Annotated in this window: 20 protein-coding genes and 1 other RNA gene; 14 read left to right on the top strand and 7 right to left on the bottom strand. The window is 34.3% G+C overall.

The genetic code is table 11. From position 1 onward, the window contains the following. Positions 1 to 360 precede the first annotated feature (360 nt). On the bottom strand, positions 361 to 1,227 hold the full coding sequence (locus RZN25_08340) for a GNAT family N-acetyltransferase (protein MEQ6376825.1): 867 nt from the start codon (positions 1,225 to 1,227) through the stop codon (positions 361 to 363). A 145-nt stretch (positions 1,228 to 1,372) separates the two neighbouring features. Here RZN25_08340 and smpB point away from each other — a divergent pair, with 145 nt between their 5' ends. Further along, on the top strand, positions 1,373 to 1,837 hold the full coding sequence (gene smpB / locus RZN25_08335; protein ID MEQ6376824.1) for an SsrA-binding protein SmpB: 465 nt from the start codon (positions 1,373 to 1,375) through the stop codon (positions 1,835 to 1,837). Positions 1,838 to 1,981: 144 nt separating this feature from the next. Next, positions 1,982 to 2,318: a transfer-messenger RNA gene (gene ssrA / locus RZN25_08330) on the top strand. An 881-nt stretch (positions 2,319 to 3,199) separates the two neighbouring features. On the opposite strand, the gene RZN25_08325 is transcribed toward ssrA, so the two are convergent. The 4 genes from RZN25_08325 to RZN25_08310 form a co-directional block, all read right to left on the bottom strand. Then, the gene (locus tag RZN25_08325; protein MEQ6376823.1) at positions 3,200 to 4,168 is read right to left on the bottom strand and encodes a bile acid:sodium symporter; all 969 of its coding nucleotides are present in this window, start codon (positions 4,166 to 4,168) and stop codon (positions 3,200 to 3,202) included. Positions 4,169 to 4,787: 619 nt separating this feature from the next. After that, positions 4,788 to 4,940, bottom strand: coding sequence for a hypothetical protein (locus RZN25_08320; protein MEQ6376822.1), 153 nt, complete (start codon positions 4,938 to 4,940; stop codon positions 4,788 to 4,790). 64 nt (positions 4,941 to 5,004) lie between these two features. Beyond that, positions 5,005 to 5,889 carry a permease gene (locus RZN25_08315; protein ID MEQ6376821.1) on the bottom strand — a complete coding sequence of 295 codons (885 nt, stop codon included), beginning with the start codon at positions 5,887 to 5,889 and terminating at the stop codon, positions 5,005 to 5,007. 88 nt (positions 5,890 to 5,977) lie between these two features. Continuing rightward, on the bottom strand, positions 5,978 to 6,298 hold the full coding sequence (locus RZN25_08310) for a metalloregulator ArsR/SmtB family transcription factor (protein ID MEQ6376820.1): 321 nt from the start codon (positions 6,296 to 6,298) through the stop codon (positions 5,978 to 5,980). Positions 6,299 to 6,735: 437 nt separating this feature from the next. On the opposite strand from RZN25_08310, the gene RZN25_08305 reads away from it, so the two are divergent. The 9 genes from RZN25_08305 to merA all read left to right on the top strand — a co-directional run bounded on the left by RZN25_08305 (position 6,736) and on the right by merA (position 15,411). Then, entirely contained in the window at positions 6,736 to 7,080 is a 345-nt protein-coding gene (locus RZN25_08305; GenBank protein ID MEQ6376819.1) for a metalloregulator ArsR/SmtB family transcription factor, read from the top strand. A 15-nt stretch (positions 7,081 to 7,095) separates the two neighbouring features. Beyond that, on the top strand, positions 7,096 to 8,394 hold the full coding sequence (locus RZN25_08300) for an arsenic transporter (GenBank protein MEQ6376818.1): 1,299 nt from the start codon (positions 7,096 to 7,098) through the stop codon (positions 8,392 to 8,394). A gap of 15 nt (positions 8,395 to 8,409) precedes the next feature. Further along, positions 8,410 to 8,847 (top strand): arsenate reductase (thioredoxin), encoded by a 438-nt coding sequence (arsC, locus tag RZN25_08295; GenBank protein MEQ6376817.1) that lies wholly within the window; start codon positions 8,410 to 8,412, stop codon positions 8,845 to 8,847. 75 nt (positions 8,848 to 8,922) lie between these two features. Then, a complete protein-coding gene (gene arsD, locus RZN25_08290) occupies positions 8,923 to 9,279 on the top strand; it encodes an arsenite efflux transporter metallochaperone ArsD (GenBank protein MEQ6376816.1) in 357 nt (118 codons plus the stop codon). A 13-nt stretch (positions 9,280 to 9,292) separates the two neighbouring features. Further along, complete coding sequence (arsA, locus tag RZN25_08285) at positions 9,293 to 11,065, top strand: arsenical pump-driving ATPase (protein ID MEQ6376815.1); 1,773 nt, start codon at positions 9,293 to 9,295, stop codon at positions 11,063 to 11,065. Between the two features lie 19 nt (positions 11,066 to 11,084). Continuing rightward, a complete protein-coding gene (locus RZN25_08280) occupies positions 11,085 to 11,366 on the top strand; it encodes an adhesin (GenBank protein ID MEQ6376814.1) in 282 nt (93 codons plus the stop codon). Between the two features lie 39 nt (positions 11,367 to 11,405). Beyond that, positions 11,406 to 13,052, top strand: a complete 1,647-nt coding sequence (locus RZN25_08275; protein ID MEQ6376813.1) for an FAD-dependent oxidoreductase — start codon at positions 11,406 to 11,408, stop codon at positions 13,050 to 13,052. A gap of 301 nt (positions 13,053 to 13,353) precedes the next feature. Beyond that, on the top strand, positions 13,354 to 13,746 hold the full coding sequence (merR, locus tag RZN25_08270) for an Hg(II)-responsive transcriptional regulator (GenBank protein ID MEQ6376812.1): 393 nt from the start codon (positions 13,354 to 13,356) through the stop codon (positions 13,744 to 13,746). 24 nt (positions 13,747 to 13,770) lie between these two features. Further along, positions 13,771 to 15,411 (top strand): mercury(II) reductase, encoded by a 1,641-nt coding sequence (merA, locus tag RZN25_08265; protein ID MEQ6376811.1) that lies wholly within the window; start codon positions 13,771 to 13,773, stop codon positions 15,409 to 15,411. A 478-nt stretch (positions 15,412 to 15,889) separates the two neighbouring features. Here merA and RZN25_08260 read toward each other — a convergent pair whose 3' ends face one another. Then, positions 15,890 to 17,464 carry an LA2681 family HEPN domain-containing protein gene (locus RZN25_08260; GenBank protein MEQ6376810.1) on the bottom strand — a complete coding sequence of 525 codons (1,575 nt, stop codon included), beginning with the start codon at positions 17,462 to 17,464 and terminating at the stop codon, positions 15,890 to 15,892. A gap of 402 nt (positions 17,465 to 17,866) precedes the next feature. Between RZN25_08260 and RZN25_08255 the strand changes: the two genes are divergently transcribed. Continuing rightward, positions 17,867 to 18,247, top strand: coding sequence for a hypothetical protein (locus RZN25_08255; GenBank protein MEQ6376809.1), 381 nt, complete (start codon positions 17,867 to 17,869; stop codon positions 18,245 to 18,247). Between the two features lie 516 nt (positions 18,248 to 18,763). On the opposite strand, the gene RZN25_08250 is transcribed toward RZN25_08255, so the two are convergent. Beyond that, positions 18,764 to 20,176, bottom strand: a complete 1,413-nt coding sequence (locus RZN25_08250) for a hypothetical protein (GenBank protein ID MEQ6376808.1) — start codon at positions 20,174 to 20,176, stop codon at positions 18,764 to 18,766. 663 nt (positions 20,177 to 20,839) lie between these two features. On the opposite strand from RZN25_08250, the gene RZN25_08245 reads away from it, so the two are divergent. Both RZN25_08245 and RZN25_08240 read left to right on the top strand, forming a co-directional pair. Next, a complete protein-coding gene (locus RZN25_08245; GenBank protein ID MEQ6376807.1) occupies positions 20,840 to 21,208 on the top strand; it encodes a metalloregulator ArsR/SmtB family transcription factor in 369 nt (122 codons plus the stop codon). Further along, on the top strand, positions 21,201 to 23,591 hold the full coding sequence (locus tag RZN25_08240) for a heavy metal translocating P-type ATPase (protein MEQ6376806.1): 2,391 nt from the start codon (positions 21,201 to 21,203) through the stop codon (positions 23,589 to 23,591). Before RZN25_08245 ends, RZN25_08240 begins: the two co-directional genes overlap by 8 nt. The last annotated feature ends 68 nt before the right edge of the window (positions 23,592 to 23,659 follow it).

Below are 23,659 nucleotides of genomic sequence, written 5' to 3'. Positions count from 1 at the left end.
TGTATAGAAAGGTTCTATTCACGCGAATTTGCTTGATGTTAGGGAAAACGAGTGAATAGCGAGCTTCTATTGACGCATTTTTGAAGGATGGAAGGGAAAATTGGTAAATAGAAAGCTTCTATTTACTTAAATTTGAAAAAAGCAAAGCAAAATCGGTTAATAGGAAGCTTCTATTTCCCTATATTTGAGAAGAGGAGAATGAAATCGGTAAATAGACAGTCTCTATTTCCCCATATTTGAAAAGAGCAAAGCAAAATCGGTAAATAGCGAGCCTTATTTACAAATTTCACAATAAACAAGACAAACATCGGTAAATAGCCCGATGTCCACCGTTAAAAAAACAGACCCCACAAGGCCTGTTTATCTCTTCTTCCAAACGCCATACATCATCCAAGGCTCCTGGATATCAAATGCCTCAAGATTAGGGATATTTCTAAAGCCTTGAGGAGAGAAATCAATCCAAATCCCCATACTATTCCGATGCTGACGAGTATATTCAAATACGGTTTTCCAAAAACCTGGTTGCTCGAAATGGTCATCCCAAAAATATTTGACATGGGCATACCAATCCCCTTTTGAATCAGCCTTTAAAGCAACGAAACGGTCCCCATCAGGGTTTATAAAAATAGCCAGTGAATCTAAATATTCATCTGCAAAAAGCTCCTCAACAAAAGGAAGTGGGTAATAACATTCATAAGGAAACATACCGAGTGCATTATTCTGATGAGCCAATAATATTTTTCTTTTCTCAGAAATATCCGTAACAGGATCCCAAACTGGCCCATCGGCTACGGAACCAAAAACATCAGGGGATTTTAATACTAACGAATGATAAATTGCATCAGCAGATAGCCCAAGCTTATCTAGTACTCGTCGAGCAGGAAGGTTAGGCTCGTTAGTAGCAGCCCCAATCCAATGGATATCATCCATCCCATTTAGCTCATCCATGATCCATTTTAATAATTCTGTTGCGTGGCCGTTTCCTCTATATCTACGATCGCTTCGTAAACGTCCCAAAACAGCAAAATGTGTAGCGAAAACTGTATACCCAGCTATAGCAACCATTTTTTCATGGTCAAACAAGCCATAAACAGAATGAGATTTTTCGGTCACCAAGTTTTCAAAAATATAGATAACATAATCATCTTCAATCCCGGTATCCATTGCTTGCAATTGGGGAAGATCCTCTAAGCTTAATTTTCTTACATGTAGAGTTTTTATATCCATTGACTTTCCCTCGCTCTTCTTAGTCTCAAAAATATTTTCTCACATAGGAAACAAAAAAGTCCAAGAAAAAGTATAAAAATAAAAATTGGAAAGTAATCAATATTTTTGTTACAATAGTGGGTACGGAATAGAGGAGGAACAAGTGATGGCCAAGAAAACCGATGATAACGTTATAGCACAGAATCGAAAAGCCAGACATGATTATTTTATTGAAGAAACTTACGAAGCTGGGCTTGTTCTAAAAGGTACAGAAATTAAATCCATTCGTGCAGGACGAGTAAATCTCAAAGACGCATTTGCTCGCGTCCATAAAGGTGAAGTGTTCATTCATAATATGCACATTTCACCTTACGAGCAAGGTAATCGTTTTAACCATGACCCTCTTCGAACACGTAAGGCACTGTTGCATAAAAAACAAATCAATCAATTAATTGGAGAAACTCAGCAGCAAGGATATTCTTTGATTCCTTTGAAAATTTATATTAAAAATGGTTTTGCCAAAGTTTTAATTGGTCTAGCAAGAGGGAAAAAGAAATATGATAAGCGTGAGGATCTCAAACAGAAGCAAGCCAAACGTGATATTGAACGCGCGATGAAGGATCGAGGATAAAATCTCATTCCAAAAACTGGATTTTGAAAATAACACTCGAATGTGATATACTTATCTTGTCGCTAAACAAGGCGACGACAATTGAATAGATAGAACTTCTTGAGCGTCTATCTCTTTCGATTCGTTTCTCTTATATGGGGACGTTTCGGATTCGACAGGGGTAGGTCGAGCTTAGGTTGCGAGTCGAGAGGTAACTCGTTAAAAGGCCAACTCGCCTAAATATAACTGGCAAAGAAAACAATTTCGCTTTAGCAGCGTAAGCTAGCTAAAGGATCCTTCCTATCATCTCCCGTGTGCTAGATGAAGGGTCTCAAATTCAGCGGGATACGCGTTTATCCAGCCGTCTGAGGGTGAACGAAGAGATTAATCAGACTAGTTCCTTAAGAAGCCTGTTGGTAGGCCGATGAGTGAGCGAATGATAATATACCAACTACACTCGTAGACGCTTGGGTGCCGATATCTCTGGACGTGGGTTCGATTAGTAACGTAGTCGCCTTATGTGGTAACACATAAGTGAAAATTCGGCTTAATCGGTGAAACCTAAGTCACTTTAATAGTGATAAGGCAATACCGAGCGGTGTGTGGAGCGATCCAACTGCCGTGTATCGACTTATAGGCTGCCATCTTGGTAGTACTAGGATGCAAAATTCTACCTTGTAAAAGGTAAATCTAGATTTTGCATAAGACGCCGAAGGACCTGTTTCGACATCAGGTTCAAGATATAGTCAGTGCCATGACGAAAGCATGGAACAGCACGTCCCACCGTCTCCACCATACATAATATGGTGGTTTTTATTTTGTCTATGTGACGTAAAGCATATAATTTCCGTTTGGAAGCTTTATGCTTTATTTTTTTTTAGGAAATTTTATGCTTGATTCTTCAACTTTCATAGCTAATATATATTACGAATTCATCATTTATATCGACAATTAATTTTCAAAGTGAAATTGTAAATAACTTTGCACTTATTATTGTGGTTCAATTCATTATGGACACGAAAAATATTTATTGGTAATTTTCAATGTTGTGATCCTTGTGCATCGGTATAATTAAACCATCTGGCGCTGTTCGCAAACATTAATGTTGGAAACTCTCTAATTAATAAATGGTGAGAAGTGATCTATTTATTTAGTCTTCATAGAAGGAATCGGTATCGTATCTGTTACGATTTCCGATTCCTTTTGTGTCCTCACCTAAATGCCTTTTCCTTTAGTGAAAAGTCGGTATCCACTGTTACTGTGGCTTTGAAATAAAGTTTGATAATTTATAAAAGGGTTTGATACAATTACATTGATCTATCCGATTGGAACAATCTAACAAACGGCCTGATTGTTAAATAAAATAAGGAGGATTATCCTAGATTATATAGGATAGTCTTTATTTTTACTTTTTTTCCTTGTGAAAAGTAAAGCTTGCGAAACTATGGCAAGTACAGGTAATTCAATTAACGGCCCAATAACTAAAGCCAAAGCAATAAGAGGTTGATCAGGGAATGCTGTCACAGCTATAGCCAAAGACACTGGTGAATTCCTAGCAATAATTGTCATATTTAAGCTAACTGTATCTTCATAGGAAAACTTTAAAAACCTTCCAACAAAGCGTCCTACTACATAGTTAATAACAAAGAATGATAAAACTGGAATAATTAAAATGTAAATGACTTCTAGGTTTTCAAGTAAGTAAGAACCTTGGGAAGCAAACATTGCCATAATAGCTAATGATAAAAAGAAAATTTGGGCATTGCCGAAAAAAAGAATAATCTTGTTGTTTAAATTAGATTTTTTTCTTAATAAGAATCGTGTAAGATGAGCAAGTATAAATGGAATAACTAATACAATTACTATACTTTCTATAAGCGTGGACATGGGTATCGATTCAATAGTTCCAGCAAATATTAACAAATATACTGGCAAAAGTACGACTTGCAAAATTAAATTAATCGGCAAAACAGATGTTGAAAGGGACACATTTCCTTTTGCTATACCAGTAAACGCTAGATACCAATCTGTACAAGGTGTCACCATAAGCATGATAAAACCAATCCATAAAGCAGGATAATCATATAAGAAAACGGAACCTAAACCCCAAGCTATTGTTGGTGTCCAGATAAAATTAATGATCGTGCTGGACCCTAGAAATTTAATATTTGAAAAAGCCCTATTTAATTGTTGTAATGGAATAGTTAAAAACAATCCGTATAGCATTAACAATAGAAAGGGTGTAATGAGATTTTCCGCATATTGTTCAATTACGTTTACCTGTCCTAATATGAGACCTAAACCAACAGCAAATAATATAATAAAGGTTTGTAGTTTATCTAATATCCCCATAAAAATTCAATCCTTCTTAAAACTATATAATCCAATTACTAGTAAGTATAGTATAATTACATTTCTATTGCATTCTTTCCATTCCACAATCGGCGCGATTGTGGAAGATTAGCAGTGAAAAATGATCACACTTTTTTATAAAAGTTGTATAACATCTCACAAAGAGATAACCAGTTTTGATCAATCTTTTTTTCAAAACTGGTTCTTTGAATTACCATAAAAAGTGAGTTTGGGATATTTTTAATCAAACTTTATTTAAGAGCCACAGTTATAAGAGTTGGCTTCCATGTTAAAAAGTTCTTATCTACTGCTAAATAGTTGTACATTGGAGGTAAGAGTATAGAGAAAACAGAGGGCATTATTCAATACGAATTCAATAGCTTTTTAATCATAGATCAAACGCTTATTTTAAATAAATTTCAATATTAAATTCAGGCTGATTCCAATATTGATTCAGTTTGGTATTATAATAAGTTGAATTTACGATTTAAAGTATTCTTTACTCAATGTACTTGCATGATTGACAATCATTGGTATCATCCTTTTCTATGAGTAATTAAAGCAAAAAGGCCTCTAAACGAAGCCCTTTTGCAATAATTGCGAGTTTTGACCTTCCTTATTAAGCCTCTTTCCGTTGCTTATTAGTGTTCTCCTTTGAGGATCCGCAACAGCTGTTGTTTTCAGTCGGTTTGACTTCTTCAATTTCAACGCTGCAGCAAGCTTGATTGGGTTTAGAGAACAACTTTTTAAGACCAGACTTTTTTTCTGCCATGAATATCACCTCCTTAAAAGGATAATTTGATGATGCAAGCGCAACAACTATTTTCTCTTTAAACCTAAAGAATTAAATTAACAATAAGACCTGTACTTATAGCCACAATTAAAATAGCTGAAATAAATGCAACTAAAAATTTCTTCTTAAATAGTTTAGACAACATAACTACTTCTGGAATACTTGCACCTGCACCACCAATAACTAAAGCAATTACAGTACCCATTGACATACCTTTTGAAACAAGTGCTTCTGCAATAGGTAACATTGTTTCAGGTCTAATATACATTGGAATACCAATGACCGAAGCAATCATTACAGAGAAAATGCCGTCACCACTTGCATATTTTGTAATAAACTCTGCCGGAACAAATCCATAAATAAATGCACCAATAAAGACCCCTATGAATAAGTAAGGAAGCATTGGATAAAGAAATGCCCATGCATCATTTAAAGCTTGCTTAACTCTGGACCCTTGTTTATTACTGAAAAAGCCATCACCTTTAACAGTTACACCTTTATACGTCCCTACTAAATTAAGTTTCGAGAATACAAACCCTACTAAAATACTAAAAACACCTAGCACGATAAAATATAATAGTGCAATTTTCCAACCTAAAAGTACCCAAAGCATGAAAATAATAAGCGGATTCATTAATGGTGAAGCAATTAAAAAACTCATTGAAGGTCCAAATGGTACTTTGGCATTTAATAATCCTGCTAGCACAGGTATTGTTGAACAGGAGCAAAATGGTGTAATTGCACCAAATAATGTACCAAGTAAATAATTAACAGCTTTGTTTGGACGACTTAAAAATTTTTTAATTTTTACCTCTGATACTACTTGTTGAATTAAACTCACAATAAAACTCACTACAATAAATAAGGCAAGCAATTCAAAAAATAGCATGAAAAAGGTTTTTATAAATTCTAAAATTGAATCTGTCATAAGTATAACTCCTTCACCTTTAAATAAACTTTTTTTGATATATAAATCAAAAAAAGTTTATTTATATAATAAATAACTAAGATACCTGTTAGAAAATTTTACAACAAGTATCTTCAGATAAGACAACCTGTATTTGTTCTTCATTAATTTTATAATAGTTCCATGTACCATGTTTTTCGGGTATAAGTATATTGGCTTTTACTAATTTCTTTAAGTGATAAGATAGTTTTGATTGCTTTAACTCTAATTTTTCTTCTAAATCACAGACACACAAAGATTTATTTGGACTTTTACTAATTTCATTTATAATTTTTAATCTTATTTTATCAGCTAAAGCATTAAACATATTTTCATAAAAATCAAGTGCCTCATCTTCGCCTAATTCATTTACTTTTTTAATTAATTCCATTATTTCACCTCCAACTAATACATCAATTTTTTTTGATTTATCAACAGTATATTATCCATAAAATTAAATTGCAACCTTTTTAATCAAATTTATTTGCTGAATTCCCCATAACTCCCTTTTAACACGATGTTCCGCATGAGAGTTGTTCGAAAAGGACTATAAAATTGGCTTTGTTTTCAACACTAGGATTTTAGAAAAGCCTGCTGGATTACAGGAACGGTGGGGAAAAGTTAGAAAACGCATCAAATTAAATATGAAGTTAAAAATCCAATAATTAATACATGCATATAAGGATTCTAACCTAAAGAATAGTAGTAGTAGGGAATAAAATAAAATGATTTCTTAAAATTTCATGTTTCTGTAGGTTAATCCATTGAACATATAAGCAAATAGTTATATACTATTTTCATAATAAATAATAATAAGGAGGGATATAGATGCTGCAAAAATCTTTTGAAATAGACAAAGCTGCGAACATTTTAAAACTGCTTGGTGACAAGACACGTCTAACGATGATGAAATTAATGGATAATCACGCTTGTTGTGTATGTGAATTTGTAGAAATATTTCAGTTCAGTCAGCCAGCTGTTAGTCAACACTTGCGTAAGCTTAAAGATTTAGGACTGGTAGTGGAAGAAAGGAAAGGACAATGGATTTTCTACTCGGTAAATAAAAATAATGAGTATTATTCATTCATCAAACCGATTCTGGATCAATTGCCAAGTCAAGAAGATAAACTAAAAGAGTTGGAAGAAAAGGGTACACGAATTACTTGTTGTTAATTGGAGGTAAAAACATTGTCATCAACGCTTATACTCGCAATACTCATATTTGTAGCAACCCTCGTCCTAGTCATTTGGCAACCAAAAGGTTTAAATATTGGTTGGTCTGCAATGGGAGGAGCAGTTATAGCTCTAATTGTAGGAGTCGTAGGGTTTAGTGATGTAATCGAAGTAACACAAATCGTTTGGAACGCCACATTGGCATTCGTAGCAATCATTCTTATTTCTTTAATTTTGGATGAAATTGGATTTTTCGAATGGGCTGCCTTACATATGGCCCGTTTTGCAAAGGGTAATGGAATAAAAATGTTTGTCTATATCAGTATATTAGGTGCGATTGTTGCTGCCTTGTTTGCGAATGATGGTGCAGCGTTAATTCTTACACCAATCGTACTTGCTATGGTACGTAATTTAAATTTTAAAGAAAAAATGATTTTTCCGTTTATTATGGCAAGTGGGTTTATCGCTGATACAACATCATTGCCATTCATTGTAAGTAACTTAGTAAATATTGTGTCTGCAGACTTCTTTGGTATCGGATTTGTTGAATATGCTTCACGAATGATTATTCCAAATTTATTTTCATTAGTTGCAACCATTTCCGTGTTACTGATTTATTTTAGAAAAAGTATTCCAAGGTCGTATGATGTTTCTAAATTAACCGAACCTAGAAATGCTATTAAAGATCATAAAATGTTTCGTCTATCTTGGTATGTCCTTGGCTTATTAGTAATTGGATACTTTACCAGCGAATTTATCAATATACCTGTTTCCGTTATTGCAGGAACCATTGCTATCTTCTTCATAATTATGGGTAGACAAAGTTCTGCAGTAAATACAAAAAAAGCTATTAAGGGTGCGCCGTGGGATATTGTGTTCTTTTCCATCGGAATGTATGTCGTAGTATATGGATTAGGAAATGCGGGACTCACCACTGCTCTAGCAAGTGTCATTCAAACGGTTGCCGAAGAAGGCTTATTTATTGCTACTGTTGGAATGGGGTTCATTGCTGCTTTTCTATCATCCATTATGAATAATATGCCAACAGTAATGATTGACGCCCTAGCAATTGCGGAAACAAATACTACTGGCGTATTAAGAGAAGCACTTGTTTATGCAAACGTTGTTGGATCAGACTTAGGTCCAAAAATCACACCAATTGGTTCTTTGGCAACATTAGTATGGCTTCATGTTCTTTCACAAAAAGGAATTAAGATTTCTTGGGGAACATATTTCAAGACGGGTATTATTTTAACAATACCAATCCTATTTATCACGTTACTAGGTCTATATTTAACATTAACTATATTTTGATAAAGGAGTATTTATATGGCTAAAAAAACTATTTATTTCTTATGCACAGGAAATTCATGTCGAAGTCAAATGGCAGAAGGCTGGGCAAAAAAGTATCTTGGAGATGAGTGGGAAGTAAGAAGTGCAGGTATTGAAGCACATGGACTAAACCCAAATGCTGTTAAAGCAATGAAGGAAGTTGGAATTGATATTTCTGACCAAAAATCGGAAACCATTGACAAAGAATTTTTAGACAACGCAACAATTGCAGTAACCTTATGTGGTGATGCAAAAGATCGTTGCCCAATGACGCCACCGCATGTAAAAAGAGAACATTGGGGCTTTGATGATCCAGCTAAAGCAGAAGGTACAGAAGAGGAAGTGTGGAAAGTATTTCAGCGTGTTCGTGATGAAATTGGTGAACGAATCAAACGTTTTGCTGAAACGGGAGAATATCAAGAAGTTAAGCCATGAGAATATCCTCAAGGCTTAACTATCTGTTAACATATAAGTATATAGTTATATACAAATAATTGGAGGGTATAACGTATGAAAAAAGTAGAAATCTTTGACCCAGCTATGTGCTGTTCAACAGGTGTTTGCGGACCAAGTGTTGACCCAAATTTAACAAGGGTAGCTTCAGCCGTTTATTCACTGGGACAGAAAGATGTAGACATTAAGCGATTTAATTTAGCTAATGAACCTGCTGCTTTTGCTGAAAATGAAACGGTTAATCAGGTTCTTCAAGAAAAAGGAGCAGATGCACTTCCGGTCACACTTTTAGATGGGGAAGTAGTTAAAGTGGGTGAATATCCAACCAATGAAGAATTTGCGGAATGGTTGGAAGTACGTGCAAAGGAATTGACTCAGAAACCTCGTGTACGTGTTTCCGTAAAACTCGACTAAAGGAGATCTTAAAATGTATACACTTTATAATCCGAAACAGCATGTTGAAACACCTTATCTATTTTTCACTGGCAAAGGTGGAGTTGGAAAAACATCTGTAGCATGTGCAACAGCAGTTGCACTTGCTGATCAAGGAAAAAAGGTTTTGCTTGTCAGCACGGATCCTGCTTCTAATTTGCAGGACGTATTTGAAATCGAGTTATCTCGTGAACCTGTTGAAATTCCAAGTGTGAAAAACTTATTTGCCAGTAATATTGATCCAGAAGAAGCTTCAAGAGCATATCGAGAAAAGACAGTTGGCCCATATAGAGATAAACTTCCTGAATCGGTAGTCAATCAGATGGAAGAACAGCTTTCTGGAGCGTGTACCGTAGAAATTGCTGCATTCGATGAATTCTCTCATTTATTAGCAGATGATGGGATATTTAGCGAATACGACCATGTTTTATTTGATACAGCTCCAACGGGCCATACGCTTCGTTTATTATCTCTGCCGACAGCATGGTCTGGTTATTTGGAGGAAGCAACACATGGGGCTTCTTGTTTGGGACCATTATCAGGCCTTGGTGATAAGAAGGCTATGTATCAAAAAGCAGTTGAATCCCTTTCTGATGGTGACAAAACAACACTAATTTTAGTTGCCAGACCAGAGGAATCCACCCTGATTGAAGCGAACCGTGCATCATTAGAACTTGGAGACATTGGCATCCAAAAACAAATGCTTATCATAAATGGGTTATTGCAGTCTTATGAAAAAAATGATGAGGTATCTACTGCTTTTTACGAAGGGCAGCATGAAGCATTGACGAAAACACCAGAGGAATCGAAAAAGATTCAAACCTTCTCATTACCTTTTGTATCGTATTCGTTAACTGGTATTGATCGCCTTCGTCAGATTGTGAGTGATGCTCCTTTAGTTAAATTCAAGGAGGACGATCAGGGTACTGAATTTGCACCACTTTCTGAACTAAAGGATGTAATTGATGATTTTTCATCTAAAAATACTCGTGTTATTTTTACAATGGGTAAAGGTGGAGTTGGAAAAACATCTGTTGCTGCAGCAATTGCAGTTGGATTGACGGAAAAAGGGCATAAAGTTCATTTAACAACAACTGACCCAGCAGCACATCTGGATTATATGTTCCAAAACGGTACTGTTAATGAGAATCTATCCATCAGCAGTATTAACCCAGAAGTAGAAGTGGAAGCCTACAAAAAAGAAGTAATCACTAATGCTGGTGAATTGAATGATGACGAACTTGCCTACTTACAGGAAGACCTTGAGTCTCCATGTACGGAAGAGATTGCGGTGTTCCGTGCTTTTGCCGATGTAGTAGAAAGGTCTGAACAAGAAATTGTTGTTATCGATACTGCACCAACCGGGCATACGTTGCTTTTACTTGATTCATCGGAGGCTTATCACAGGGAAATGAGCCGTTCTACTGGTGAAATTCCAGAAAGTGTGAAAAAGTTATTGCCAAGACTGCGTAACCCAGAAGAGACAGGGGTAGTCGTTGTTACATTGCCAGAAGCAACTCCTGTTTTTGAGGCAACACGCTTGCAGGATGACTTAAAGCGAGCAGAGATAACTCCAAAATGGTGGGTCATCAATCGAAGTTTATATGCAACAGGAACAACAGATAAAGTATTAAAAGCACGTGCAGCATCGGAAAGGCAATGGATTAAGAAAGTACAAGAAGAATTAGCTGATAATAGTGCGTTAATCCCTTGGATGAAGGAAGTAAAAATAGGCTATGACCAATTGAAGGAATTTGTTCAACTTTAAAAAATAAGGGGGAATTATAATGAATATCACAGAAAAGGCTAAAAATAAATTACAGGTTATTTTTCAAGAAAAGGGTGCAGAAGGTATTCGCTTTTATTCGATGGGAGCAGGATGTTGTGGACCGCAATTAGGAATTTCTTTAGATGCGCCTGAAGAAAACGATATTGTTGAAGAAATTGATGGAATTAAAGTGTCCATTGATAAAGATGTTAAAGATACAGTAGAAGGATTAACATTAGATGACGATGAAACACCAAACGGTTCGCAATTTGTGTTACTAGGAATGGATCAGTGCTGCTAAGAATAGACATCAAGATAAGATCTGGAGGATTATAAACATATGAAGATAATTATTATTGGTTCCGTTGCAGCTGGTACATCTGTTGCTGCAAAGGCACGCAGAAACGACGGAAACGCAGAAATTACGTTATATAATGCAGATTATGATATCTCCTATTCTATTTGTGGAATCCCCTACTTTTTAGGAGGGGAAGTAGACGAGTTAGAGACACTAACACCTAGAAGTGCTGCATGGTTTAAAAAACGTTACAACGTGGATATTCAAACACGTCATGAAGTGATAAAGATAGATCCAGATAAGAAAGTAATTACAGTTAAAAATCTAGATACAAGCGAGACGAAAGAAGACAGTTACGATACCTTGGTATTTGCAACTGGTGCGACTCCAATTACTCCACCAATTAAAGGGGTGGAGATGGAGCATGTCTTTCATGTCCGCAATATCCAAAACACAGCATCTATCAACTCGTTTATGGTTTCAAATAACCCGAAAAAGGTCACCATTATTGGTGCTGGCTTCATCAGTCTTGAAATGGCAGAACAATTGACTCATAAAGGATTAGAAGTAACGATTGTTCAGCGCAGTAATCAGATTATGCCACATTTGGATAAAGATATGGCTTTCCGTGTAGAGGAGCATATCCGAGATAACGGAGTAAACTTGTTATTAAACGAAGAAGCAACTGTGATTACGGAGAATACTGTGGAAACGAAAAGTGGCAATGTCATTGATTCCGATATGGTCATTTTAGCCACTGGTGTTAGACCAAATACGAAACTAGCAAGAGATTTAGGCGTGGAATTAGGCACATCTGGAACGATTAAAGTTAATACCAAGATGCAAACGAATCTACCTGATATTTATGCCGTTGGGGACGTAGCAGAAAGTTTTTCGGTTATAACTGGAAAACCTATATACCGTCCGTTAGGCTCTACAGCTAATAAAATGGGACGTATCGCTGGTGATGTTATTACTGGTGGAGATTTGGAACATCGGGGCATTTTAGGGACAGGAATTTTAAGAGTATTTGACTTAGCGGTAGGCTATACCGGGTTAAGTGAAAAAGAGGCTAAGGCAGAAGGTTTTGATCTTGAAGTATTACACAATATTAAACCAGCAAGAGCAGAATATCTGGGTGGTAAAGAATTAGTAATTAAGGCAATTGCCGATAGGAAAACAAGCCAAATTTTAGGTGTGCAAATCGTAGGTGAAGATGGTGTTGATAAGCGAATCGATGTATTTGTAACAGCCATTTCCTTTAAAGCAAAAGCAAAAGACTTGTTCCATCTAGATTTAGCATATGCACCACCATTTAGTACAACGAAAGATCCGGTAATGTATACAGGTATGGCTTTACAAAATGCGATTGATAAGAAAAATAAACTGATTACCCCACAAGAATTAACGGACCGAATCGAGAACGGTGAGCAAATACAAATTATCGATACAAGAGCAACGAAGCAGTATGAGGTATCGAAAGTGGATGGAGCAGTAAATATGCCACTAGCAAAGTTGCGTAAGGAAGCGAAGAATTTGGATCCTAATATCCCTACCGTAACGTACTGTAACAAAGGTGTAACTGGAAATGCTGCGCAAAATGTGTTAATAAATATGGGATTTAAGGATGTATTTAATCTTTCTGGTGGGAATAAGAATTATCAGAGTTTTAATAAAGGGAAACAATAAAATTTATAGAATGTAGATAAATATAATAAAGGGTCTTCAGAATATATAGTGGAATTACTATTTTAATGCCTTTAAAACAATTAATGTTTAAATTGGATTATTTGGTGGAATGTTAAGTTGTGAAAAAATTAAAATGGTCCGAACCAAGAGGGATATTCAAATTATTGTATAGAAGAATTTAAATGTTATCTTGTAACTAATGACTCATATTAATTGAACAAGAAATAGAAAAGTTTGATAATATATTTACTTGACCGTGTACTATGGTACACGGTTTATAATTTTTATGGGGTGAAATAAGGTGATTTATCGAATTAGTGAGTTCGCAAATAAATGTGGAGTTAACAAAGAAACTATTAGATATTACGAACGAAAAAATTTATTACAAGAGCCTTACCGAACGGAAGCTGGTTATCGGATGTATTCAGATGATGAAGTGAAGCGTGTTGGGTTTATTAAGCGAATACAGGAACTTGGTTTTTCTTTAAGTGAGATTTATAAATTACTTGGCGTTGTAGATAAAGATGAAGTTCGTTGTCAAGATATGTTCGAATTTGTTTCTAAAAAACAAGAGGAAGTTCAAAAGCAAATAGAGGATTTAAAACGTATTGAAACTATGTTAGATGACTTAAAACAACGATGTCCAGATGAAAAGCAATTACATTCGTGTCCAATAATAGAAACATTAACATGAGAGATTAACGAAGGGAGCTTTATTATGATTAAATTTAAGGTAAACATTCAAGGAATGACTTGTACGGGTTGTGAAAAACACGTGGCATCAGCACTTGGAAATATAGGTGCTAAAAATATTGAGTCTAGTTTTCGTCGTGGTGAAGTCGTATTTGAATTGCCCGATGATATTGAGGTTGAAAGTGCAAAAAAGGCGATTGATGAAGCAAATTATCAAACTGGAGAAATTGAGGAAGTATCATCTCAAGAAAACGTGGCTTTAAGTAATGAGGACAACTATGACCTTCTTATTATTGGTTCTGGCGCTGCTGCTTTTTCTTCGGCAATTAAAGCTATTGAATATGGTGCAAAAGTTGGAATGATTGAGTGTGGAACGGTTGGGGGAACCTGTGTGAATATTGGCTGTGTTCCATCAAAGACTCTTCTTAGGGCAGGGGAAATCAATCATTTATCAAAAGAAAATCCGTTTATAGGTTTACAAACATCTGCTGGAGAAGTGGATTTAGCTAGTTTAATCACGCAAAAGAATAAATTGGTGAGTGAACTTCGGAATCAAAAATATGTGGATTTAATTGATGAATATGGCTTTGATTTAATTGAAGGTGAAGCAAAATTCGTTGATGCTAGTACGATTGAGGTCAATGGGGCAAAGTTATCTGCAAAACGCTTTTTAATTGCAACAGGTGCATCTCCCTCGTTACCACGAATTTCAGGACTTGAAGAAGTGGACTATTTAACTAGTACAACTCTACTTGAATTAAAGAAAGTACCAAAACGGTTAACGGTGATTGGTTCAGGATACATTGGAATGGAGCTTGGACAACTATTTTATCATCTAGGTTCAGAAATAACACTAATCCAAAGAAGTGAGCGACTTTTAAAAGAATATGATCCTGAGATTTCAGAGACAGTTGAAAAAGCCTTGATTGAACAGGGAATAAAACTTGTCAAAGGGGCAACTTTTGAGCGTGTTGAACAAAGTGGAGAGATAAAAAAGGTTTACGTAACAGTGGATGGCAGTAAAAAAGTCATTGAATCAGATCAGTTACTTGTTGCTACTGGAAGAAAACCAAATACGGATTCTTTAAATTTAAGTGCTGCAGATGTTGAAATTGGAAAAAATAATGAAATCCTGATCAATGATTTTGGTCAAACAAGTAATCAAAAGATTTATGCAGCAGGAGATGTGACGTTAGGACCGCAATTTGTATATGTAGCAGGCTATGAAGGTGGAATTGCTACTGATAATGCTATCGGTGGGTTAAACAAAAATATAGATTTATCAATTGTTCCTGCTGTTACGTTTACGAATCCATCGGTTGCAACGGTTGGTTTAACAGAAGAACAAGCAAAAGGGAAAGGGTATGATGTGAAGACATCTGTATTACCCTTAGATGCTGTTCCAAGAGCAATTGTAAACCGTGAAACCACCGGTGTATTTAAACTAGTAGCAGATGCAAAAACATTGAAAGTATTAGGGGTCCATATTGTATCTGAGAATGCAGGAGATGTCATCTATGCAGCGACATTAGCTGTTAAATTTGGCTTAACGATAGAAGATTTAACAGAAACCCTATCACCATATTTAACAATGGCTGAAGGGCTAAAATTAGCTGCACTTACGTTCGATAAAGATGTATCGAAATTATCTTGTTGTGCAGGCTAAGGCAACCTTTTTACAACTTCTTATTCAAGTAAACCGGCTAATAATTACTAAAGGGTGCAGTAGTTAAGCAAAGTCTACAAAAGGATTCCATAAACTATTTTCCAATCACCTATTATATTAATGCTTTAAGGAATTTCTAAGAGCATTTGTGGTCACAAAAATAATTTAGTACTGTACGTCTTTAAGGCCATGTGGCATTCAAAGAACAAGAATATCAAATCGAGACTCCTAAATGGCTTGGAATAGATGAAATACACATTATCCTTAAACCTCGTCTTCTTGTACTGACTAATATCGAACGGAATCTTATAAAGATGCAGCAAATCTTATTATTTTAAGTGGGCAAACTATCAACGAGAGAGGACAAAAAATAAGGAAGTAAATACTTCCTTATTTTTATGTCTGAAATACAAGTTGCACTAACATATTTTATTATTTCCAAAGATATATAATTTATTCAAAGAAGGCAATCTAAAATTCAATTTAGCTGTTTCCAATCATCATCGTATTGATCCATGTGCATCGGCATAATTAAACCATCTGACGCACTTTTCTTTCTAAGTTCCTCTACGTGTACACCCATAGTCAATAATATAATTCCTTCACGTACATAAGAAAGTAGTTTCATTGCAGCATCATTAAATTCATCAACCGTAATGGAATAGGCCAACGGATCATCCTTATTTTCTCGTAATTCCTCTGTAATTGGATACAAAAGAGTGTCATGAACCTTTAAATAACGATGCTCTAAATGATGTCGTATTTTCGAAATATGTACGATAGCTGGTTCTATATAGTGATGTTCTACCTTTTGCTTTCCAATATCTTTGCATAACCAGTACAGACCGATTAATGGGAGATTAAATGTATCTTTTTCTGTCATCCTATTCTTTAAATCGACTTTTAAGTTGTAGGAGTTTTTCCCTTTTCTAACTTTGTCCTGCCAGATTGTTCGATAAGATACATCTCTTTCCTTGATTCCAATTTCAAAATAATCATTTATAAAAAAGGAAATACGGTCAAATAATGAATATAAACTTCTATAGGCATATTTCAATTTCTCAATTGAAATGCCATATACCGGATAATCTAATGTATTGACAAGGTGAACATCTCTATCCGAAAAATGAGACCCTTGAAATGAAATGGCATCAAAAATCATGAATCTAGCAGATACATATTCTTGTTTTATTTGATTAAACAAACCATGAAATCTTGGTCCCTCATCGATTTTTGTAATAATATTAGGCAGATGAAGGATATCATGTGCAGAGATGGAATAAGGAAAGGCATCGTTTAAAGTATTCAGAAACAATGTATTTTTAATACACCATTTTCGGTAATTGATTTCATCATCGGAATCCCCTAATGAGTATTCTTCAAATTCGTAAGGTTTCTCTAGATATTCTATTGGATACCATTGTTTTAAACTAGCTTTTAAACTTTTATAATGCTCAGTTGCATACTCTTCTATATCATTGAATTCCAATACTTCTTTTAATAATTGATAGGATTCATTAGCAAGAACTGAACGATGACCATTATCATAGTCGAGCGAAGCATAATCCATTAAAAATCCAGCAAAGTTTCCTATAGCCATTGGAAAACCACTACCAACTCCAATTTTTAAATATGATAGTGCCTTAATAATCCTACCGCATGTATTCAATACGTTTGCATAGTTAGTATATGCCATTAATAAATAATTTCCAAGGTGATAAGATTCCTCTGAATCTTCTTTTATTTCGTCTCTTTCCTGATATGAAGTTAAATTTTCTATAGATAATCGAAACAATAATAAACACATTTCAAAGTCTTCTTCGTTATTACTCTTCTCAGAATAAATTAATAAACCTTTATACTTTAGGTGGATATAGTTACTGTAGGAAGTAGCCCCATGGTAAGCTAAAATTCCTTTCTCAAGGCGATTATACTTTCCTGTTTCAACTCGGTTTAAACAATCCTCCGCTATTTTGTGTAAAGTGTCTATATCTCCCTCATCGAAAGCTTTATCGGCAAACATTCCTAAAGTATGCACATCATCGTTAATCATAACTTTCTCCCCCGTTTAGTTAGATAAAATATTTTATTACATTTGCTCATTCTATAATTATAACCTCTTATTAAATTTTGAATAGAAGTTCATGGCTATATATCAACCAATTATGACTACAAAATAACTATTTATGGGATAAATGAATAAACTAATATCTTATTTGGCATAAATTGATAAAAAGGAAATGATTTTTAAAACGAATATTATAGAAGATAACTTACCATGAATCCTCTGTGTGTCAGATGATAAACTGTTGTTCAAGGCTTAGTTATGCTTTGAAAGTTATCATACTCAACATAAAGCAAGCGTCTCAATTTATGAAGCAATAGTTTTATCACATGGATATACTTATACATTTCTATTTTTTAAATTATTAACCACAATAAGGCGGTGTGACATATGGACAATATGGATATTGAACATATCATAAAAAATGCCTCTTTTGAGGAATTACAGGAAGCTACCTCATTCAGAGAAAACCAATTATATTGGATAGATTATATTGTAAGTTCCATTGAAAAAAGAAGGGTGGCGGAAATCTTATTTTCAAAAGGATACACAATTAAAAAGGTTGAGAATGTTTTAGTTTTGGGGGACGGAGAAGCTGCGCTCATAAAGAAGCATTTAGATCAATATGGGATAATCGATAGTCAATCCATTCTAAAAATATTAACAAAGACTTATCGGAGAGCGACTTTAGTAATGGTCATTGAACAAATGATAGATAAGAAGTGTGACAAGGATGTAATAGAAGATGTTATAAGTTTATTAAAAGAATAGTTTTTGAAGTTGTTTTATAACTAAGAATTTAATCAAAAAAGTAATATGTATTGTAATAATATTTAATGATAAAAAACATAATAAGATACATTAGTATCTTTAAATTACTATTACAAACCCTTACGTGGTAAGGAATTGAATAGTTTTTATGATAATTAATTTTATTGATACTATAAATTAAATGTCTATAATATAAAATTAATAAATCTAACAAAAAATTTTATCTTAAAATATAAATATTAAACAGATACTATAAAAATTTGCTGGTGTAATTGGACTTTATTCTTTAAAAAAAAGCTTTATTGAGAAAGAATACAATACAGAAACAAGAGAATCGTCCTATACATTTTTATAAAAAGGTATTGTTTGAAAAATGGTCATGCCAAATAACCCTTCTCCACTAGGATAGAAAGGCAGAATTTATATTTTATATTTTTAAAAAAATTATTATTAGGTAGTTCCCGCATTTTGGATCTTAAAAAAACAGTAATAATAATTTTTTAAAAAGATCCGATATTACTCGGTAATTGCTACGTAAGGATTGTAAAGTAATTTTTCTCTTCTTTCTCTTTTATAGTTACTGTCCCGTTTGATTTTAGAGATAGTACGTTCTTTTTGATTTAATTGCCTTTGGATAGCAAGATAAAATACTTTATTCCTATCATTACCATGAGCTTCGGCCTCATCTTTATAGATTTTTTCTACTTTTTCTTTAAATTCATACCAAGACTTATCTACCTGTGTAAATTGGCTATATATGAAGCTATATGCTGCTTCTAATTCACGGTCTAATATGATAAGGTTGTCGTTATATGATTCTTCCATAATGTAAGATATAAATGGTTTACTATCTTTAATAGCATGTTTTAAATTTAAGGATTGATATGGCAATGTTTTTACTTTAGTAAAATAATCATTTTTCACCTCTTCGAATAAGGTTTTAAGTCTTTGTTCAATTCTAGGAATAACATAAAAGTTTTTAATTGTATTACCAAAATTACCATTTTCCATCAGATTTTGAAAAGAATGGCTTCTATTTTTGAAAAAATCTTTTAAGCCTTCACGATATAATTGTATTCCTACATCACCGAATTCCTTATATATTTTTGCCTTTACCATATGGACCTTCTCTAAAGCTTTTACATCAAAGCTGTCTAAACTACATCCAAAATCTTTTGCGATAGATTTTAAATCCTGCAACGTTGCCAATCTTGTCATATCATAAATGTCACAAATTTGATCTTTTGTAACTAAATCTTTTGCTATACGAATATGAATGATATGATGTTTTTCTTCTTTATGACTCATTCGTTTCTTTCTTTTACCAGTTTTTTCAGCAAATGTATTTAATCTTTCTCTAAGATTTTTAGTATTTTTATTTAGTACTTCTCTGTTCGCTCCAAGTCGCACTTCAAAAAAACCTTTGTTAATTAAATCTAAAAGGTTGGATATCATATCTTCAAAACTAATAAAAAAGTCTAACTTTACATGCTTTGCATTTGTCCGGTTTTGATAAAGGTGTTCAATAGCTAAAGAATGTTCGTGGCCCGGTAGTTTTGCTGTTAGAATATAAAATAGGAATTGTAATTGGCGCTTGTATGATTTTTTAAATTCATCAGATTGAAAGAATTTATACAAGTTTATATAGTAGAAATTATGGTTCTCAGCTGTTGAAATAGTATTGAATTTACTATATAAGTAACCATCTTTACCCCGATAGATCCACTCAACTTTCTCCAGTCTTCCTAATGCTTCCTTTATTAGTCGCGGAGTCATAATATTAGCTGCTTCAATTTGTTCTAATGTTACATTAATTCGTTTGTCTAAATCTGTATTTGCCGCTAAAAATGGGATTAGACGAAGAGAAACAGATGAAAGACTCTTTAATATTTTTTGTTGTTTTAGCATTTCTCTACTTAACATTGTCATTACTTAACCCTCCAAAACTTGTGCAAAAAGAAAAGAACCCCAAATCTAAGTACGCCTTTGAACTAACAAAGACCTAACATAGATTTGGGGTTCTCCCTTTTTTATTATGAAATTTTGATTTAATCTTATAAAGTTTAGTATAGTTATTATATAGTAAACAATATAGAAATAGCAAGATGGATACTAAAAATAAAATTAATACTTTACATTATAACTACATTTACCATCTAAAGCAAATATATAAAAACAGTATCAACACTAATATAATGAGAAATCCCATCCTTATTTTAATTGATCTGCTAAAATCAAAATAAGGACGGGATTCTATAAAGAAATACAACCTAAACATCTTTATCACGCTAGTATAGAATGTTGGGTTATTCTAATCTTAGTATAACCAACTTTTTGTTATTTAAGTCATATTTGAGAAACTTAGCTTTATTGAGCAAAGAATAATATTCGCTCTTTCTTGAACTATTATTTGGACTATCGAAATTTTTATGGGTATACGCTCTTATTGAGGCTAATAAATGAAAGTTCAAGAAGATGTTATCAGAATTGGGAAATCTCAGTTCTTTTTTAAAATCATTCAAGTAATTGCTTGAATATGTAATGGAAAAAAGTTATGATATATTCAAATGAATATTTGAATGAGGTGATGATTTGAATAAAAAGGATACTTGTGAAGTTTTTTGTTATGACGAGGAAAAGGTTAATAGAATACAGGGTGATTTACAAACAGTAGATATTTCTGGTATTTCTCAAATGTTAAAAGCAATTGCCGATGAAAATAGAGCAAAAATCACCTATGCTCTGTGTCAAGATGATGAGCTATGTGTTTGTGATATAGCAAATATCTTAGGAGTTACGGTTGCTAATGCTTCTCATCATTTACGAACACTTTATAAGCAAAGGATTGTCAAATATCGGAAGGAAGGAAAGCTCTCCTTTTATTCGTTAAACGATAAACATATCAAACAAATTATGATGATTGCATTAACACACAAGAAAGAGGTGGAGGTAAATGTCTGAACAAGCAGAACAATCAGAATCAGAAATGACTTCCTACCGAGTACAAGGCTTTTCATGTGCAAATTGTGCAGGAAAATTTGAAAGAAATGTTAAGAAACTACCCAATGTTCAAGACGCAAGAGTTAATTTCGGCGCATCTAAAATATCCGTGTATGGTGATGCAACTGTTGAAGAATTAGAGAAAGCAGGAGCTTTTGAAAATCTTAAAGTAATGCCTGAAAAACCAAAACGGCAAGCACCAATTGTTGTTCATCAGGATAAAAATGTGTACCGGGTTGAAGGATTTTCGTGTGCTAATTGTGCGGGTAAATTCGAAAAGAATGTAAAAAAATTATCAGGGGTTCAGGATGCAAAAGTAAATTTTGGTGCGTCTAAAATCGAGGTATATGGCGATACAAACATTGAAGAATTAGAAAAAGCCGGTGCTTTTGAAAATCTTAAAGTGACTCAAGATAAACCATTAAGGGAAGAGAAACAAGAGGTTAAAGAAGAAAAAGAGCCATTTTATAAAAAACACAGCACGTTACTATATGCTACTTTATTAATCGTTTTTGGTTATATTTCTCAGTTTGTTAATGGAGAGGAAAATATTATTACTTCCCTATTGTTTGCAGCAGCGATAGTAATTGGCGGATATTCACTCTTTAAAGTCGGGTTTCAAAACTTGCTACATTTTGAATTTGACATGAAAACCCTTATGACAGTGGCAATTATTGGAGCAGCTATTATTGGGGAATGGGCAGAAGGTGCAATTGTTGTTATTCTTTTTGCAATTAGTGAAGCTCTAGAAAGATTCTCTATGGATCGAGCAAGACAATCGATTCGATCTCTAATGGATATTGCTCCTAAAAAGGCGCTTGTTAGAAGAAATGGGCAAGAAATGATGATTCATGTTGATGATATTGCTGTTGGCGATATTATGATTGTGAAACCCGGTCAAAAGCTTGCTATGGATGGTGTAGTAGTAAATGGTTACTCTGCTGTTAATCAAGCGGCTATTACAGGCGAGTCAGTCCCTGTCGAGAAAACGATGGATGATGAAGTTTTTGCAGGAACATTAAATGAAGAGGGAATACTTGAGGTTAAAGTAACAAAGCTGGTTGAAGATACAACAATCTCCAAAATCATTCACCTTGTTGAAGAGGCTCAAGGGGAACGTGCGCCATCTCAAGCGTTTGTAGATAAATTCGCAAAATATTATACACCTATTATTATGATTATCGCAGGACTGGTTGCTGTTGTGCCACCATTATTATTTGGTGGGAGCTGGGGAACATGGGTTTACCAAGGGCTAGCTGTTCTTGTCGTTGGTTGCCCTTGTGCATTAGTTATTTCAACCCCAATTTCTATTGTCTCAGCAATTGGAAATGCAGCTAAAAAAGGTGTGCTTATCAAAGGCGGAATTTATCTAGAAGAAATGGGCGCCTTAAAAGCGATTGCCTTTGATAAAACGGGTACATTAACAAAAGGGATTCCAGTTGTAACAGATTTTAACGTATTGAATAATCAGGTAAATGCAGAAGAAATGTTATCTATCATTACTGCATTAGAATATCGTTCCGGGCATCCATTAGCTTCAGCCGTTATGAAAAAAGCAGAAGAGGAGAACATTACCTACACTCATATAATCGTGGATGATTTCTCTTCTATCACAGGAAAAGGAATTAAGGGGACTATCAGCGGCACGACTTATTACATTGGAAATCCGAAATTATTTGAGAATCTATCAGTCGATTTTAATAACGAGCAAGATCAACTTATTAAGACCCTTCAAAATCAAGGGAAAACTGCAATGGTTGTTGGAACTGAAAAAGAAATCCTTGCTGTCATTGCAGTAGCTGATGAAGTACGTGAATCCAGCAAGGAAATTATTCATAAGTTACATCAACTTGGAATCAAAAAAACCATCATGCTTACAGGTGACAACAAAGGTACAGCCAATGCAATTGGAGGTCATGTTGGGGTAACGGATATCCAAGCAGAACTATTGCCACAAGACAAATTAGAATTTATTAAACAATTGAGATCTAAATATGGCAACGTAGCGATGGTTGGAGATGGTGTCAATGATGCCCCTGCGTTAGCTGCCTCTACTGTTGGAATCGCAATGGGTGGAGCTGGTACAGATACTGCCCTTGAAACAGCAGATGTAGCTTTAATGGGAGACGATTTAAGAAAACTTCCATTTTCTGTGAAACTAAGCCGAAAAGCACTGACTATAATTAAGCAAAATATCACATTCGCATTAGCTATTAAATTCATTGCCTTATTATTGGTTATCCCCGGTTGGCTAACACTTTGGATTGCCATCCTTTCAGATATGGGAGCAACTCTTTTAGTCGCTTTAAATGGTTTAAGGTTAATGCGGGTAAAAGAAAATTAATATATAAATATGTGTGTGTAAAATTAAGGGCTTTTCTTGCCATTGAAAAGCCCTATCCAGAAGTATTG

The organism is Bacillaceae bacterium S4-13-56 (genome assembly GCA_040191315.1).
Classification (GTDB): domain Bacteria; phylum Bacillota; class Bacilli; order Bacillales; family JAWJLM01; genus JAWJLM01.
This window is presented reverse-complemented; position numbering and strand designations above follow the sequence as displayed.

Bases quoted from the DNA above. Each gene is read 5' to 3' on its own strand.
- RZN25_08280 (MEQ6376814.1), top strand. From the start codon at position 11,085: ATGAATATCACAGAAAAGGCTAAAAATAAATTACAGGTTATTTTTCAA.
- RZN25_08275 (MEQ6376813.1), top strand. From the start codon at position 11,406: ATGAAGATAATTATTATTGGTTCCGTTGCAGCTGGTACATCTGTTGCT.
- arsA (MEQ6376815.1), top strand. From the start codon at position 9,293: ATGTATACACTTTATAATCCGAAACAGCATGTTGAAACACCTTATCTA.
- merA (MEQ6376811.1), top strand. From the start codon at position 13,771: ATGATTAAATTTAAGGTAAACATTCAAGGAATGACTTGTACGGGTTGT.
- RZN25_08255 (MEQ6376809.1), top strand. From the start codon at position 17,867: ATGGACAATATGGATATTGAACATATCATAAAAAATGCCTCTTTTGAG.
- RZN25_08315 (MEQ6376821.1), bottom strand. From the start codon at position 5,889: ATGACAGATTCAATTTTAGAATTTATAAAAACCTTTTTCATGCTATTT.
- RZN25_08320 (MEQ6376822.1), bottom strand. From the start codon at position 4,940: ATGGCAGAAAAAAAGTCTGGTCTTAAAAAGTTGTTCTCTAAACCCAAT.
- RZN25_08325 (MEQ6376823.1), bottom strand. From the start codon at position 4,168: ATGGGGATATTAGATAAACTACAAACCTTTATTATATTATTTGCTGTT.
- RZN25_08240 (MEQ6376806.1), top strand. From the start codon at position 21,201: ATGTCTGAACAAGCAGAACAATCAGAATCAGAAATGACTTCCTACCGA.
- arsC (MEQ6376817.1), top strand. From the start codon at position 8,410: ATGGCTAAAAAAACTATTTATTTCTTATGCACAGGAAATTCATGTCGA.
- smpB (MEQ6376824.1), top strand. From the start codon at position 1,373: ATGGCCAAGAAAACCGATGATAACGTTATAGCACAGAATCGAAAAGCC.
- arsD (MEQ6376816.1), top strand. From the start codon at position 8,923: ATGAAAAAAGTAGAAATCTTTGACCCAGCTATGTGCTGTTCAACAGGT.
- RZN25_08310 (MEQ6376820.1), bottom strand. From the start codon at position 6,298: ATGGAATTAATTAAAAAAGTAAATGAATTAGGCGAAGATGAGGCACTT.
- RZN25_08305 (MEQ6376819.1), top strand. From the start codon at position 6,736: ATGCTGCAAAAATCTTTTGAAATAGACAAAGCTGCGAACATTTTAAAA.
- RZN25_08260 (MEQ6376810.1), bottom strand. From the start codon at position 17,464: ATGATTAACGATGATGTGCATACTTTAGGAATGTTTGCCGATAAAGCT.
- RZN25_08250 (MEQ6376808.1), bottom strand. From the start codon at position 20,176: ATGACAATGTTAAGTAGAGAAATGCTAAAACAACAAAAAATATTAAAG.
- RZN25_08340 (MEQ6376825.1), bottom strand. From the start codon at position 1,227: ATGGATATAAAAACTCTACATGTAAGAAAATTAAGCTTAGAGGATCTT.